The following is a 15,549-nucleotide window of genomic DNA, read 5'->3' as shown; positions in this document are numbered from 1 at the left end:
TACTGTCATCGCCCGGCTTGACCGGGCGATCCAGTACTCCGAGACGGCAGCGATTGACCGAGAAGCTGCGGCGTACTGGATTCCCCGCCTTCGCTGGGAATGACGACGTCCTTGATTGACGGGCGTGGGCTTTCCCAACTGTCCGCTACGCCGCCGCCTGCTCGCGCGGCTGGTAGATCGCGGTGTGCTGGCAATGCGCGAGCGGCGTCGTGCCGTTGGCGACGACCAGCGCGTCGAACTCGACGAAGCGGTGGCCCTTCTTCTCGTAATTCGCAGTGACCTTGGCCCGCGCCGTGATCTCGTCGCCGGCGCGCGCGGCGGACAGCAGCTGCATGCGGCTGCCCACGTGGATCCAGGGACCCAGGATGGTGTTGTCCACCAGGACGCGGTTCATGACGCGCTGGATCAGCCCGGGATGGCCGAGGCTCTCGCGGGCAAAAATCGGATCGGCCTCCCTGACGTCAGTGAGATAGTCGGCCGCATCCTGCCCGGCCCACCGGCGCGGCGTCGTGCCCAGCCATTTGCCCAGCTCGAATGTCGCAGGACTGACAGGCTTGCGCTCGGCGGCGGCGGGGACTTCGACATAGTCGCTCAACGACAATGCCGGCACCGCCGCCGGCAGCGACGCCTTTCCCGTGGCACACAGCTCGGTGCGACTGAACACCTCGATGGTCAGCAGGCCGTTGTGCTCGGTGGCATCGACATCGGCGGTCTCGCCGTCATAGACCGGCTTGATGAAGCGGGCCTCGACCAGCCCGCGCGACAGGAAGTCCCGCCCCCAGCGCGCGATCGGCACGTGCATCATGTAGGCGAAGACGTCGACGCCGGGGACCAGCCCGCCGGAAAAGCCGAAGCGGCGGGCCACATTGTCGTCGTGCATCTTGTTTTCGGATTGTTTGGCGGTGTTGTAGGCCGTGACGCGATAGGTTTCGAGCCGGTTCGGCATGACTGGCCTTTCCCTGTTCTTGTTGTTTCAGGAGCGATCGTAGGGCCTGAGGAACTGGGGTCAATCCCCTCGCCTTTGCGGCCCGAATGCGGTACCACGCGGCGGAATGACCGAGACCCCGACCCGCATCTTTGTCGACGCCGACGCCTGTCCGGTGAAGGACGAAATCTTTCGCGTCGCGATCCGGCACGGCGTGCCCGTGAGCGTGGTCGCCGGCAATTTCATCCGCGTGCCGCAGGACCCTCTGATCGAGCGCATCGCCGCGGGCAGCGGCATGGACGCCGCGGACGACTGGATCGCCGAGCGCGCCAGGCCCGGCGACGTGGTTGTGACCTCGGACATTCCGCTGGCGAGCCGCTGTGTGAAGGCGGGCGCCGACGTGATCGCGCCGAACGGCAAGCCGTTCACCGAAGAATCGATCGGGATGACGCTGGCGGTGCGCAATCTGATGACGGACCTGCGATCGGCCGGCGAAGTCACCGGCGGCCCGCGCTCGTTCTCGCCGCGAGACCGCTCCAGCTTCCTCTCGGCGCTCGACCAGACACTGCGCCGGATCCAGCGCCGCCGCGCAGATCAGGCCGCAACGAGCCAAAGTTAGCCATGGCCCCGCCGCTGATCCAACTCAAAGACATCAGGCTGACCTTCGGCGGCACGCCGCTGCTGTCGGGCGTCGAGCTCAACGTCGCGCCATCCGAACGGGTCTGCCTGATCGGCCGCAACGGCTCCGGCAAATCGACCCTGCTGAAGATCGCGGCCGGCCTGGTCGAGCCTGACGCCGGCACACGCTTCGTGCAGCCCGGCGCAACGGTGCGCTACCTGCCGCAGGAGCCGGATTTCGGCGCGCACAAGAGCACGCTCGCCTATGTCGAGTCCGGGCTCGCGCCGGGGGACGACCAGCACCAGGCGCGCTATCTCCTGGAGCAGCTCGGCCTCACCGGCGAGGAGAACCCGCACAACCTCTCCGGTGGCGAGGCGCGCCGCGCGGCGCTGGCCTTCGTGCTGGCGCCCTCGCCCGACATCCTGCTGCTGGACGAGCCGACCAACCATCTCGATCTCGCCACCATCGAATGGCTGGAGCAGGAGCTCGACTCCAGGCGCAGCGCGCTCGTCATCATCAGCCACGACCGTCGCTTCCTGACCAATCTCTCGCGCTCCACCGCTTGGCTCGATCGCGGCCGGATCAAGCAGATCGATCGCGGCTTTGCCTCGTTCGAGAGCTGGCGCGACGAGGTGCTGGCCGAGGAGGAGCGCGACCAGCACAAGCTCGACCGCAAGATCGTCGACGAGGAGCACTGGCTGCGCCACGGCGTCTCCGGCCGCCGCAAGCGCAACGTCAAGCGGCTCGCCAATCTGCATGCGCTGCGCGACCAGCGCCGCAACTATCGCGGCACAGCCGGCAGCGCCAACCTCGCGGCCAGCGAGGCCGAACAGTCCGGCAAGCTGGTGATCGAGGCCAAGGGCATCAGCAAAGCCTATGGCGAGCGCAAGATCGTCGACAATTTCTCAACGCGCATCCAGCGCGGCGACCGCCTCGGCATCATCGGGCCGAACGGCGCCGGCAAGACCACGTTGGTCAATCTGCTCACCGGCGGCATGCAGCCGGATTCCGGGACGATACGTTTCGGCGCCAACCTGGAGGTCGCGACGCTCGACCAGCATCGCGAAAGCCTCGATCCCAAATCGACGCTGGCGGAGGCCCTGACCGGCGGCCGCGGCGATCAGATCATGGTCGGCGGCAAGCCGAAGCACGTGGTCGGCTACATGAAGGACTTCCTGTTCGCGCAGGAGCAGCGCGGCACGCCGGTGGAGGTGCTCTCCGGCGGCGAGCGCGGCCGGCTGATGCTGGCGCGCGCACTGGCAAAGCCGTCGAACCTGCTGGTGCTGGACGAGCCGACCAACGACCTCGATCTCGAAACCCTCGACGTGCTCGAGGAGATGCTCGGCGATTACGAGGGCACGGTCATCCTGATCAGCCACGACCGCGACTTCCTCGACCGCGTCGTCACCTCCGTGATCGCACCCGAGGGCAACGGCAAGTGGATCGAATATGCCGGCGGCTACAGCGACATGCTGATCCAGCGCGGCGCCGACCTCAAGCGCGAGACGGCCAAGTCGCCGACGGCTGCCGAGAAGAAGGAAGAGCGCGCGGCGGCTCCGGCGTCCGCGCCCAAGCGTAAGCTCAGTTTCAACGAGAAGCACGCGCTGGAGACGCTTCCCAAGAAGATGGAAACGTTGCAGGCGGATATCGCCAGGCTGCAGCGCGTGCTCGACGATCCCAATCTCTACGCCAAGGATCGGAAAAAATTCGACGACACGTCGGCCGCGATCGCCAAGGCGCATGAAGAACTATCGGCCGCCGAAGAGCGCTGGCTCGAACTCGAAATGCTACGTGAAGAGATTGAACAGGCATAACTTATGACAACAACTCTCGCCGCCAAGATCGCCCGCGAATACGGCACGCCCTGCGCCGTCATCGACATGGACAGGGTCGAGCGCAACATCGCGCGGATCCAGAAGGCTTGCGACGACGCCGGGATCGCCAACCGGCCGCACATCAAGACGCACAAGAACCCGACGATCGCCAAGCTTCAGATCGCGGCGGGCGCCAAGGGCATCACCTGCCAGAAGCTCGGCGAAGCCGAGATCATGGCCAATGCCGGCATCGACGACATCCTGATCAGCTACAATCTGCTCGGCGAGGAGAAGATGGCGCGGCTCGGCGCGCTGCAGGCCAAGGCCAACATGACGGTGGCCGCCGACAATCCCACGGTCGTCGCGGGATTGCCCAAGGCGGCTGCGGCGTCAGGCCGCCCGCTCTCCGTCGTGGTCGAATGCGACACCGGGCGCAAGCGCGCGGGTGTCGAGACGCCGGCTGAGGCGATCGCGCTGGCGCGCGAGATCGCCTCGTCCGAGGGGCTCGAATTCGCCGGCTTCATGCTCTACCCGACCGAGACCGGCTGGGCGGACGCGCAAAAGTTCTACGACGAAGCGCTGGCCGGCGTACGCGCGCACGGGCTCGACGCCAAGATCGTCTCGACCGGCGGCACGCCGAACCTCGTCAACATCGGCAAGCTCAAGGGCGGCACCGAACATCGCTTCGGCACCTACATCTACAACGACCGCATGCAAGTCGCCGCAGGCTCGGCGACCTGGGACGATTGCGCCCTGCACATCTATTCGACGGTGGTGAGCCGCGCCGCGCCCGAGCGCGGCATCTTGGACGCCGGCTCGAAGACGCTGACCACGGATACCGGCGGGCTCGAGGGCCACGGCCTGATCCTGGAGCATCCCGAAGCCAGAATCGCCAAATTCGCCGAGGAACACGGCTTCCTCGATCTCTCCCGCAGCAATACCCGGCCCAATGTCGGCGATGTCGTGCGCATCGTGCCGAACCACGTCTGCGTCGTCGTCAACATGATGGACGAGGTGGTGATGGTGCGCGGCGAGGAGATCATCGGCACGCTGCCGGTGGCCGCGCGTGGGAAGCTGCGGTAGGTGTACGCGCGCCGTTGCCACGGCCGTCATTGCGAGGAGCTCTTGCGACGAAGCAATCCAGACTTCCGCGGAGGAGGGATTCTGGATTGCTTCGCTGCGCTCGCAATGACGGGGGTTAGCGTTTGAGCCACTCCAGCGCGCCCCTGCCCGCGGCAGCCCCAGTCGCGAAGGACGCCTGCAAGAGATAGCCGCCGGTCGGCGCCTCCCAATCCAGCATCTCGCCGGCGGCGAACACACCTTGCAATTTGCGCAGCATGAATTGCTCGTCGAGCTCGTCGAACATAATTCCACCCGCGGTCGAGATCGCGCGATCGATCGGCGCCACTCCGGTGAGCTGAACTGGAATGGCATTGATCAGCCCTGCGAGCTCCGCCGGCGAGAACGCGGCCAGCGGCCGGCCGGAGGCGAAGGCTGCCTCCTGCATCAATCCGGTGCCGACCGGCGACAATTGCGCGGCCTTGCGCAGGAAGTTCGCCAGCGATTGCTTGCCACGCACGCCTGACAGCCGCGTGGTCAGCACAGCGGCGTCGAGATCGGGCCGCAACCCGATCATCAGCGTCGCCTGTCCGAGATTCAGCACAGCCTCGCGCAGTTCCGCCGACAACGCGTAGATCGCGCCGCCTTCGATGCCGCTGCGGGTGATCATCGCCTCTCCGCGCACCGTGTGCGCACGAAGCGTCAGCGCCACGCCCTTGAGCGGCTGGCCTTCGAAACGGTCACGGAACACTTTGGACCATGCGACCGTGAAGCCGGAATTGGCCGGCCGCAGCTTCGAGACGGCAATGCCCTTTGCAGCGAGGATGTCGACCCAGCCGGCGTCCGAGCCGAGCCGCGGCCAGCTTGCGCCGCCGAGCGCGAGCAGCGTGGCGTTCGCTTCGATGGCGGAGACGCCTTTCGGCGTCTGAAAGATCAACCGACCCTCGCCGTCCCAGCCGATCCAGCGATGGCGAAAAGCAAAGCGGACACCGGCGGCATCGAGCCGCCGCAGCCAGGCGCGCAGCAAGGGCGAGGCCTTGAACGTTTTCGGAAACACGCGTCCGCTGCTGCCGACGAAGGTCGGCTCGCCCAGCGCCTCGCTCCAGGCACGCAGCGCATCGGGCGAAAATGCCTCGACCGCCGCCTGCAGCTTCGGTGCGGCCTCGCGGTAGCGCGCCATGAATTGCGGCAGCGGTTCGCTGTGAGTGAGGTTGAGTCCGCCGCGGCCGGCCATCAGGAATTTGCGTCCCGCCGACGGCATCGCGTCGTAGACAGTGACGCGGGCGCCGCCTGACGCCAGCACCTCCGCCGCCATCAGCCCGGCGGGACCTGCGCCGATGACGGCGACGTCGGTCAGAGCTTGATCCCCGCCCGCGCCGCGGCCTGGGCGACGTATTTCTGCGTCTGCTCGAACGCGCCCTGCAGCGCCCTGGCCTTCGACATGTCGCTGATCTCGGCGAAATGCGCGGCGATCGCATCCGGCGTCCACTCGCTCTCCGGCAGGTTGATACCTTCGCTCTCCAAAATCTTGATCACCGCAAACGAGCCGGCGCCCGCGCCCATGATGGTGCGGGTCGGTGCATCCTCGCTCAGCATGTACTCGACCGCAGGCGTGATCGCGTTCGGCTTCATCAGCTGCAGCGCCTGCGGCGGCAACAGCTCCTCGGTCATGCGGGTCGCCGCGGTCGGCGAGATGATGTTGACGCGAATGTCGTTCTTGCGGCCCTCCTCGGCGAGCACGTTCATCAAGCCGACCATGCCGGATTTCGCGGCGCCGTAATTGGCCTGGCCGAAATTGCCGTAGAGGCCCGAGGACGACGTCGTCAACACGATGCGGCCGTAATTGCGGTCGCGCATGCCGGCCCAGGCCGCCTTGCAGCAATAAAAGGTGCCGACGAGATGCACGTCGAGCACCTTCTGGAAATCGGCCACCTCCATCTTGCCGAATGACTTGTCGCGCAGGATGCCGGCATTGGCGCACAAGAGATCGACGCTGCCCCACTCCTTGGTAGCGCGCTCGACCATGGCGGTGACCTGCTCGAAATTGGAGACGTCGGCGCCGTCGGCCATCGCGGTGCCGCCGGCCTTGCGGATCTCCTCGACCACGGCCTCGGCCGGCGACAGCGAGCCGCCGGTGCCGTCGCGCGCGCCACCGAAATCGTTGACCACGACCTTGGCGCCGCGGCTCGCCAGCCCCAGCGCATGCGCGCGTCCGAGACCATTGCCCGCGCCGGTGACGATGGCGACGCGTCCGTCGAACCTGATTGGCATAGTGGGTTTCCTAGATGTTAGCCGTCATGGCCGGGTTTGACCCGGCCATCCATCAAAATCGACAGGCTTTTGAGCAGCGATGGGTTGCCGGGTCAAGCCCGGCAAGGACGGCACGGGCCTACTCGAAATAGATCAGGCCGAGCCAGTCGGCGACGAGCGCCGGTTTATCCTCGCCCTCGATCTCGACCGTGACGTTGGTGCGGGACTGGAGCTCGCCTGGCTTGCGGAGCTTGGCTTCCGCCAGCACGAAACGGCCACGCACGCGCTTACCTGAGCGCACCGGCGAGATGAAGCGCAGCCTGTCGAAGCCGTAATTCACGCCCATCGTGGTGCCCGCAATCACGGGCATCACCTCGTAGGACATGATCGACAGCAGCGACATCGTGAGAAAACCATGCGCAATGGTAGTGCCGAACGCGGTTTCCTTCTTCGCGCGTTCCGGATCGACGTGGATGAACTGGTGATCTTCGATCACGTCGGCATAGCTGTCGATGCGGGGCTGATCGATCAGGTGCCACGACGATACGCCGATCTCCTTGCCGATCATGGCCTGATAGGCCTCGAGCGTAACAGGCGGCTTCTTCCAGACTTCGTTCACTTAGGTCTCACTCCGTGTCTTCGCCAGCTCCGGAAAATCCTCCTCACGGAATTCCCGGCCGCGCAAGGGATCGCTGCGATCGTCGTCGCGTTCGAGCCGTCGTAGCTGGACGCGGCGGATCTTTCCAGAGATCGTCTTCGGCAGCTCGGTGACGATTTCGAGGCGGCGGATGCGCTTGAACGGGGCCAGACGCGCGTGCAGGTGCTTGAAGATCGATAGCGCGGTTTCCGGCGAGCGTTCTGCACCCGCGGTCAGCAGCACGAACGCCTTGGGGATCGCGAGCCGGATTGGATCCGGGCTCGGCACCACCGCAGCTTCCGCGACCAGCTCGTGCTCGAGCAGGACGCTCTCCAGTTCGAACGGGCTGATGCGATAATCGGAGGATTTGAAGACGTCGTCAGAGCGGCCGACGAAGGTCAAGTAGCCGTCCTCATCCGCGAATACGACGTCGCCACTGCGATAGAGCGCGCCTGCGGCGCCGGACAATTTGCCGTCGTCGCCCTGATAGCCCTGCATCAGGCCGGCGGGGCGGTCGGCGCCGAGCACCAGCGTCACCTCGCCCTCCTTTGCGGGATGGCCGTCGGCATCGCTGATCTGCACGCGATAGCCCGGCAACGGACGGCCCATCGAGCCGATCTTGATCGGCTGGCCCGGCGAATTGCCGGCGAACGCCGTGGTCTCGGTCTGGCCGTAGCCGTCGCGAATGGTGAGGCCCCAGGCCGCCTGCACCTGATCAATCACCTCGGGATTGAGCGGCTCGCCGGCGCCGCAGACCTCGCGAAGCGCCACCTTGAACGAGGCGAGGTTCTCCTGGATGAACAGCCGCCACACCGTCGGCGGCGCGCACAGCGTGGTGACGCCGCAGCGGCCGATGGTGGCAAGCAGCGACTTGGCATCAAAGCGCGGCTGGTTGACCACGAACACGGTCGCACCCGCATTCCACGGCGCGAAGAAGCAGCTCCAGGCATGCTTGGCCCAGCCGGGCGAGGAGATGTTGAGATGGACGTCGCCGGGCTTCAGCCCGATCCAGTACATCGTCGAGAGATGGCCGACGGAATAGCTGCGCTGACTGTGTCGCACCAATTTTGGTTTTGCTGTCGTACCCGAGGTGAAATACAGCAGCATCGGATCGTCGGCATTGGTCGGACCATCAGGCGCGAAGCTTTCGGAAGCTTTTGCTGCTTCGACATATGCCAGCCAACCGTCGGAGGCCGCGCCGACGACGATGCGAACGACATTCTCGGCGCCCAAGCTCGCGAATTTCGCCACCTGGTCCTGCGCGGCGACCACCGCCCTCGCCTTGCCGCGATCGAGCCGGTCGCGCAGCTCGTCGGCGGTCAGCAGCGTCGTGGCGGGAATGACGACCACGCCGAGCTTCATCGCGGCAAGCATCGTCTCCCACAGCGGAACCACGTTGCCGAGCAGCAGCAGGAGATGGTCGCCGCGCCGGAGGCCCTGCGCGCGGAGGAAGTTGGCGACCTGGTTGGAGCGGCGCGACAGCGCCGCGAAGGACAGCTTCGTCTGCTTGTCCTGGGCGGCATCGACGATCCAGAGCGCGGGCCGATCCTTGCTGTCCGCATTGGCCGCGAGCTCGGCGTCGAACCAGTCGAGCGCCCAGTTGAAAGGAACCGGATCAGGCCAGCGGAAGCCTTTGACCGCTGCCTCGTAATCCGTACGGTGTTGCAGAAGGAACGCGCGTGCTTCCTGGAATGTGGTCATCAAGCTTTCCCGGCTAAACTCCTAACGTGCTTGATAATTCCGGAAAAATCCACCCCGCCCTGGCCGGCTGCGTCGAAAGACTGATAGATCTCCTGCGCATGCTTGCCGAGCGGCGTGGCCGCGCCCGCGGCCTTGGCCGCCTCCTGCGCCAGGGTGAGGTCCTTCACCATCAGCGCCGAGGCAAAGCCCGGCTTGTAATCGTTGTTGGCCGGCGAGGTCGGCACCGGGCCCGGCACCGGGCAATAGGTCGTCAGCGACCAGCACTGGCCGGACGAGGTCGAGGCGACGTCGAACAGCGCCTGATGCGAGAGCCCGAGCTTCTCACCGAGCGCGAAGGCTTCGCTCACCGCGATCATGGAAATGCCGAGGATCATGTTGTTGCAGATTTTTGCGGCCTGCCCGGCGCCGGCACCGCCGCAATGCACGATCTTCTTGCCCATGTTCTCGAGCACGGGCTTGGCCGCGGCAAATGCCTTCTCCTCGCCGCCGCACATGAAGGTGAGCGTCGCACCCTTGGCACCGCCCGTGCCGCCGGAGACCGGCGCATCGACCGAGAGCACGCCGTGCTTGGCGGCGAGCGCATGCGCGGCCCGCGCGCTTTCAACATCGATGGTGGAGCTGTCGATGATGAGCGCACCCTTGGTCATGGCGGGCACGACCTCGTTCCAGACGCCGAGCACATGCTTGCCTGCGGGCAGCATGGTGACGACGACATCGGCGCCCTTCACCGCGGCCGGGGCGCTGTCGGCGATGCTGGCGCCATCGGTCTTGGCCTGATTGCGCGAGGCTTCGACAAGATCGAACGCCACCACCTTGTGGCCGGCCTTGACGAGGTTGGCCGCCATCGGGCCGCCCATGTTGCCGAGACCGATGAATGCGATCGTCGCCATTGTCGTTTCCTCCGCTACAGCGTTGTTAATTGAACTTCAATTCGTCCGCGCCGATCTCGGCGAAATAGGGCGCAAGCACCTCCGGCGTCACATCCTCGATCCGCGGCGGCGACCAGGTCGGGTTGCGGTCCTTGTCGATCACGGCGGCGCGCACGCCCTCGCGAAAATCATCGCTCCGAAACACCTCCAGCGCGGCGCGGTATTCGCGAACCAGGCACTCTTCCAGGCTCGATCCGCGCGCAAGGCGCAGTAGCTTCAGCGTGACCACCATGCCGCGCGGCGATTTTTCGTTCAGCGTCTTCAGCGTGGCCAGCGCGAACTCGGAACCATCGCGCTTCAGCGCAGCGACAATGTCCTCCATGCGGTCGAAGCCGAACAACGCATCGATGACCGGCTCCCTGGCGGCGACCGGCCCCGCAGTCTCGCCGGAGGCGAAGCCGTCGATGAGCTTGCTGACATCGGCTGCGGTCGCACCGGACCGCAGCTTGGTCAGCGCCTCGCGCAGCTCCGGCAATCTCACGGCCGGCACCACCCAATCGGCAAACTTCGCGTGGATCGCGTCCGGCCCGTTCATGGTCTGGCCGGTCAGCCCGAAATAGGTGCCGATCTCGCCCGGCGAATGCGACAGCAGATAGGTGCCGCCGACATCGGGGAAGAAGCCGAGTCCGACTTCGGGCATCGCGAGCTTGGTCCGATCGGTGACGATACGGTGGCTGGCATGGGCGGACAGACCGACACCGCCGCCCATCACGATGCCGTCCATGAAGGCGACATAGGGTTTTGGAAATTTCTTGATCCGGGCATTGAGGATGTACTCCTCGCGCCACAGGATCTTGCCGAGATCGCCACCCGCCTTCGAGCTTTCCCAGAGCGTGCGGATGTCGCCGCCGGCGCAGAGGCCGCGCTCGCCGGCGCCTTCCAGCAGGATCACGGCAATTGCAGGATCAGCTTCGAAACGATCGAGCGCCTTGTCGATGTCGCGAAACATCTCAAGCGTCACGGCGTTGATCGCCTTGGGACGATTGAGCCTGATGATGCCGGCCGCGCCTTCGACGCGCGCGACCAGATCGCCCTCTTCCACCCCACTCATCGCGCGCCCTCGATCAGTTTGCGCGCCACGATGAGCCGCATGATTTCATTGGTGCCTTCGAGGATCTGGTGCACGCGTAAGTCGCGCACGATCTTCTCGATGCCGTATTCGCTGAGGTAACCGTAGCCGCCGTGGAGTTGCAGCGCATGGTTGGCAACCTCGAACCCGACATCGGTGCCGAAGCGTTTCGCCATGGCGCAGAGCATGGTGGCGTCGGGGTCTTTGCGATCGAGCGCCGCGGCGGCGCGCCACAGGAAGGTGCGCGCGGCCTCCAACTCGATCGCCATGTCGGCGAGACGGAATTGCAGCGCCTGGAATTCGTCGAGCCGCTTCCCGAACGCCTTGCGCTCCTTCATGTAGGCGCGCGCCTTGTCGAGTGCTGCTTGCGCGCCGCCGAGCGAGCACGCCGTAATGTTGAGACGGCCGCCGTCGAGGCCGGCCATCGCGATCTTGAAGCCTGTGCCCTCCTCGCTCAGGCGATTGGCCACAGGCACGCGGGCGTTCTCGAATATCACCGCGCGGGTCGGCTGCGCGTTCCAGCCCATCTTGCGTTCATTGGCGCCGAAGGAGACACCCGGCGCCTTGCCGTCGATGACGAGGGTCGAGATGCCGCCGGGACCGTCGCCACCGGTACGTACCATCGCGACCAGAATATCCGTGCCGCCAGCGCCGGAGATGAATTGCTTCTGGCCGTTTAGGACGTAGTGGTCGCCGTCGCGCACGGCGCGCGTGCGCAGCGCCGCGGCGTCCGAGCCGGCACCCGGCTCGGTCAGGCAGTAGCTTGCGATCAGCTCCATGGTGCAGAGCTTCGGCAGCCATTGGTGGCGCTGGGTGTCGCTGCCGAAGGCATCGATCATCCAGCTCGCCATATTGTGGATGGAGATGAAGGCCGAGGTGGTCGGGCAGCCCGTCGCCAGCGCCTCGAAGATCAGCGCTGCGTCGAACCGCGTCATGGCGGAGCCGCCAACATCGTCGCGGATATAGATGCCGCCCATGCCGAGCTTGGCGGCTTCGCGCATCACCTCGACTGGAAAATACTTCTCCTCGTCCCAACGCAGCGCGTGCGGCGCGATCTTCTCGGCCGCAAACGCCAATGCCATGTCGCGAACCGCGATCTGATCCTCATTCAGAGCGAACTGCATGCCGGGCTGCTCTTTCTTTCGTCATTGCGAGCAAAGCGAAGCAATCCAGACCGTCTCCGCGGAAAGATACTGGATTGCTTCGTCGCTACGCTCCTCGCAATGACAGGCTGGGCTACAGCCTTACTTCATCAGCGGGATCGAGAACTCCGCACCTTCCTTGACGCCGGACGGCCAGCGCGAGGTCACCGTCTTGGTCTTGGTGTAGAAGCGGATCGAATCCGGGCCGTGCTGGTTGAGATCGCCGAAGCCCGACTTCTTCCAGCCGCCGAAGGTGTAATAAGCGATCGGCACCGGGATCGGCACGTTGATGCCGACCATGCCGACGTTGACTCTGGCCGCGAAGTCGCGCGCGGCATCGCCGTCGCGGGTGAAGATGGCAACGCCGTTGCCGTAATCGTGGTCGGAAGGCAGCGCCAGCGCCTCCTTGTAGTCGTGCGCGCGCACCACCGAGAGCACCGGGCCAAAGATCTCTTCCTTGTAGATCCGCATGTCCTTGGTGACGTTGTCGAACAGCGAACCGCCGAGATAGAAGCCGTTCTCGTAGCCCTGCATCTTGAAGCCGCGGCCGTCGACGGCGAGCGTCGCGCCTTCCTTGACGCCGATGTCGATGTAGCTCTTGACCTTCTCGACCGCCTCGCGGGTCACGAGCGGACCATAGTCGGCCGACGGATCGATCGAGGTGCCGATCTTGAGCGACTCGACGCGCGGGATCAGCTTTTCCATCAGGCGGTCGGCGGTGGACTTGCCGACGGGGACCGCGACGGAAACGGCCATGCAGCGCTCGCCGGCCGAGCCGTAGCCGGCGCCGATCAGCGCGTCGACGGCCTGGTCCATGTCCGCGTCCGGCATGACGATGGCGTGGTTCTTGGCGCCGCCGAAGCACTGGCAGCGCTTGCCGGTCTGCGCGGCGCGCTCGTAGATGTATTGCGCGATCGGCGTCGAGCCGACGAAGCCGATGGCCTTGATGTCGGGATCGTCGAGGATGGCGTCGACCGCCTCCTTGTCGCCGTTGACGACGTTGAGGATGCCGGCCGGCAGGCCCGCTTCTATCATGAGTTCAGCGAGCAGCATCGGCACGCCGGGGTCGCGCTCCGAGGGCTTGAGAATGAAAGCGTTGCCGCAGGCGATCGCCGGCGCAAACTTCCACATCGGGATCATCGCCGGGAAATTGAACGGCGTGATGCCTGCGACGACGCCGAGCGGCTGGCGCATCGAATAGATGTCGATGCCGGGGCCAGCGCCTTCGGTGTATTCGCCCTTCATCAGATGCGGAATGCCGCAAGCGAATTCCGCGACTTCTAGGCCGCGCTGGATGTCGCCCTTGGCGTCGGGGACGGTCTTGCCGTGCTCGCGCGCGAGCAGCTCGGCGAGCTTGTCGTAATCGCGCTGGACCAGCTCCACAAATTTCATCATGACGCGGGCGCGGCGCTGCGGATTGGTCGCGGCCCATTCGGGCTGTGCCGCGCGCGCGTTCTCGACAGCGGCGCGGACTTCGGCCTTGGACGCCAGCGCCACCTTGGCCTGGACGTCACCGGTCATCGGCTCGAAGACGTCGGCAGTGCGGCCCGAGGTGCCCTTGACCTCCTTGCCACCGATGAAATGTCCGATTGAACGCATGGAATGGTCTCCTTCAGGCGAGCGTGGTCGCTTTGACAAATCCTATTGACCTGCATTTTATAGGATTCAAGTCTGAGATAATGCACCATAGATGTGCGAAAATGCTGGATCAAGGCGCTATCGATTGGGACGACTTTCGCTTCGTGCTGGCCATCGTGCGGGGCGGCTCGGTGTCGGCTGCGGCAAAACAGCTGGGGGTCGACCATGCCACCGTGATCCGCCGCGTCGACCGGCTGGAGAAGCACCTCTCGGCCAAGCTGTTCGACCGGCGCAAGACCGGCTACCTCCTCACCGAGGCCGGCCAGCGCGTCGCCGACAGCGCCGAAGCCATGGAATCGACCATTGTTGCCAATCAGGAGCAGGTCGGCGGCTCCGTGGCGCGGCTGACCGGGACGGTGCGGATCGGCGCGCCTGATGGGTTCGGCACCGCCTTCCTGGCGCCGCGGCTGACGCCGTTCGCGGACCGCTATCCCGATCTCGACTTGCAACTTGTAGCAACCGCGCGGCTGTTCAGCCTCTCCAAGCGCGAGGCCGACATCGCCATCAGCCTGACCATGCCGAAGGAAGGTCGCATCGTCGGGCGCAAGCTGCTCGACTACCGCCTCGGGCTCTACGCAGCCCCCGCCTATCTCGACCGCTTCCCGAAAATCGCCTCGCGGCAGGATCTGACGCAGCACCGCTTCGTCGGCTACATCGAGGAACTCTTGTTCACGCCTGAGCTCGACTATCTGCCGCAGGTGTCGCCGCGGATCTCGGCGCGCTTCCGCAGCGCCAATCTGATCGCGCAGCTCAACGCCACCCTCTCCGGCTTCGGCATCGCGGTGCTGCCGCATTTCATGGCGAGCGACTATCCGCAGCTTGTCGCCGTGCTGCCCGAAGAGATCTCGATCACGCGGACGTTCTGGATGCTGATGCACGCCGACAGTAAGGACCTGGCGCGGATCAGGGCCGTGGCGGATTACATCTCGGAGATTGTCGAGCGCGAGCGGGCGTTGTTTGCTGGGCGGTGAACGGCGGTCTCGTAGGGTGGGTTAGCCGAAGGCGTAACCCACCTCTTCCGTCTCCGCGGACGAACACAGTGGTGGGTTACGCCAAGCGAATGCGCTTCGCGCAATCGCATGGCTAACCCACCCTACACGGCATTTCGCCTAGTTCTGTTTCGCCTTCTTCGCGGCCGCCACCTTCGACTCACGCTTCGCTCCCTCGAGCGCGTGGTCCCGGCCGGCCTTCAGCATCTCGTCGGACAATTCGCTCGAGCCGGCGATGCGCGCCAGCAGCATGGTTCCGGCCATCGTCGCGAGCGTCGCGATCGCCTGCTTGCGTGCCGCCTTGCGGGGCATGTTCGGGATGGTGTCGGTCAGGGCCTCGATCATCTCATCCAGCTTGCCGGCAAAGGCCTTGCGTGTCTTCGGACTCTCGCGGGCGATCTCGGCTCCCAGCGCGGGAATCGAGCAGCCGTGACCGGGATTGTCGCGATGCAGCGTGGACAAATAGCTTTCCGCGATCAGCGCCAGCCGCTTTTCCGGAGCGACCTCGCCGGTGAGCTTGCGCCAGTGTTCCATCGAACGGTCCATCGCGTAGGCAAAAGCCTCGATCACCAGCGCCTCGCGGGAATCGAAATGCGCGTAAAAGCCGCCGTGGGTCAGGCCGGCCTCCTTCATGAGGTCGGCGACGCCGATACCGTGGGCGCCCTTCTCCCGCAGCCGCACCGAGGCCTTCTTCACGATGCGATCGTGGGTTTCCTGCTTGTGTTCCCGGGAATAGCGCATGCGGATCTCATTGAATGTCGGAGATCATCTCATAAC

At 65.4% G+C, this 15,549-nt stretch carries 14 protein-coding genes; 4 read left to right on the top strand and 10 right to left on the bottom strand.

What is annotated here, in order from left to right; all coding sequences use genetic code 11:
• Positions 1 to 145 precede the first annotated feature (145 nt).
• Complete coding sequence (locus I6F28_RS14850) at positions 146 to 946, bottom strand: hypothetical protein (protein ID WP_225140201.1); 801 nt, start codon at positions 944 to 946, stop codon at positions 146 to 148.
• 106 nt (positions 947 to 1,052) lie between these two features.
• On the opposite strand from I6F28_RS14850, the gene I6F28_RS14845 reads away from it, so the two are divergent.
• The 3 genes from I6F28_RS14845 to I6F28_RS14835 are packed head-to-tail and all read left to right on the top strand — an operon-like array spanning position 1,053 to position 4,441.
• Positions 1,053 to 1,544: a YaiI/YqxD family protein gene (locus I6F28_RS14845; protein WP_225140200.1), complete on the top strand. Its 492-nt coding sequence runs from the start codon at positions 1,053 to 1,055 to the stop codon at positions 1,542 to 1,544.
• Between the two features lie 2 nt (positions 1,545 to 1,546).
• The gene (locus I6F28_RS14840) at positions 1,547 to 3,358 is read left to right on the top strand and encodes an ABC-F family ATP-binding cassette domain-containing protein (RefSeq protein ID WP_225140199.1); all 1,812 of its coding nucleotides are present in this window, start codon (positions 1,547 to 1,549) and stop codon (positions 3,356 to 3,358) included.
• A gap of 3 nt (positions 3,359 to 3,361) precedes the next feature.
• Positions 3,362 to 4,441 carry a D-TA family PLP-dependent enzyme gene (locus I6F28_RS14835; protein ID WP_225140198.1) on the top strand — a complete coding sequence of 360 codons (1,080 nt, stop codon included), beginning with the start codon at positions 3,362 to 3,364 and terminating at the stop codon, positions 4,439 to 4,441.
• Positions 4,442 to 4,556: 115 nt separating this feature from the next.
• Here the strand turns inward: I6F28_RS14835 and I6F28_RS14830 are convergent, their stop codons facing one another.
• From I6F28_RS14830 to I6F28_RS14795, 8 genes are all read right to left on the bottom strand, one after another.
• Positions 4,557 to 5,774, bottom strand: coding sequence for a BaiN/RdsA family NAD(P)/FAD-dependent oxidoreductase (locus I6F28_RS14830; protein WP_225140358.1), 1,218 nt, complete (start codon positions 5,772 to 5,774; stop codon positions 4,557 to 4,559).
• Entirely contained in the window at positions 5,771 to 6,688 is a 918-nt protein-coding gene (locus I6F28_RS14825; RefSeq protein WP_225140197.1) for an SDR family NAD(P)-dependent oxidoreductase, read from the bottom strand. The genes I6F28_RS14830 and I6F28_RS14825 overlap by 4 nt, the downstream gene beginning before the upstream one ends.
• A 118-nt stretch (positions 6,689 to 6,806) precedes the next feature.
• Positions 6,807 to 7,286 carry a MaoC family dehydratase gene (locus I6F28_RS14820; RefSeq protein ID WP_036001055.1) on the bottom strand — a complete coding sequence of 160 codons (480 nt, stop codon included), beginning with the start codon at positions 7,284 to 7,286 and terminating at the stop codon, positions 6,807 to 6,809.
• Positions 7,287 to 9,005, bottom strand: coding sequence for an AMP-binding protein (locus I6F28_RS14815; protein ID WP_225140196.1), 1,719 nt, complete (start codon positions 9,003 to 9,005; stop codon positions 7,287 to 7,289).
• A complete protein-coding gene (mmsB, locus tag I6F28_RS14810; protein ID WP_345944149.1) occupies positions 9,005 to 9,925 on the bottom strand; it encodes a 3-hydroxyisobutyrate dehydrogenase in 921 nt (306 codons plus the stop codon). Before mmsB ends, I6F28_RS14815 begins: the two co-directional genes overlap by 1 nt.
• Positions 9,921 to 10,985 (bottom strand): enoyl-CoA hydratase/isomerase family protein, encoded by a 1,065-nt coding sequence (locus tag I6F28_RS14805; protein ID WP_225140194.1) that lies wholly within the window; start codon positions 10,983 to 10,985, stop codon positions 9,921 to 9,923. The genes mmsB and I6F28_RS14805 overlap by 5 nt, the downstream gene beginning before the upstream one ends.
• Positions 10,982 to 12,127: an isobutyryl-CoA dehydrogenase gene (locus I6F28_RS14800; RefSeq protein WP_109144067.1), complete on the bottom strand. Its 1,146-nt coding sequence runs from the start codon at positions 12,125 to 12,127 to the stop codon at positions 10,982 to 10,984. The genes I6F28_RS14805 and I6F28_RS14800 overlap by 4 nt, the downstream gene beginning before the upstream one ends.
• 120 nt (positions 12,128 to 12,247) lie before the next feature.
• A complete protein-coding gene (locus I6F28_RS14795; protein WP_225140193.1) occupies positions 12,248 to 13,744 on the bottom strand; it encodes a CoA-acylating methylmalonate-semialdehyde dehydrogenase in 1,497 nt (498 codons plus the stop codon).
• 101 nt (positions 13,745 to 13,845) lie between these two features.
• Between I6F28_RS14795 and I6F28_RS14790 the strand changes: the two genes are divergently transcribed.
• Positions 13,846 to 14,754, top strand: a complete 909-nt coding sequence (locus I6F28_RS14790) for a LysR family transcriptional regulator (RefSeq protein WP_036001074.1) — start codon at positions 13,846 to 13,848, stop codon at positions 14,752 to 14,754.
• A gap of 138 nt (positions 14,755 to 14,892) precedes the next feature.
• Here I6F28_RS14790 and I6F28_RS14785 read toward each other — a convergent pair whose 3' ends face one another.
• Positions 14,893 to 15,513 carry a TetR/AcrR family transcriptional regulator gene (locus I6F28_RS14785; protein ID WP_036001077.1) on the bottom strand — a complete coding sequence of 207 codons (621 nt, stop codon included), beginning with the start codon at positions 15,511 to 15,513 and terminating at the stop codon, positions 14,893 to 14,895.
• Between the last annotated feature and the right edge of the window lie 36 nt (positions 15,514 to 15,549).

Source organism: Bradyrhizobium sp. NBAIM14 (assembly GCF_020193895.1).
Lineage (GTDB): Bacteria > Pseudomonadota > Alphaproteobacteria > Rhizobiales > Xanthobacteraceae > Bradyrhizobium > Bradyrhizobium yuanmingense.
Note: the sequence above shows the minus strand (reverse complement) of the source record. Positions and strands in the feature narration are given on the sequence as shown.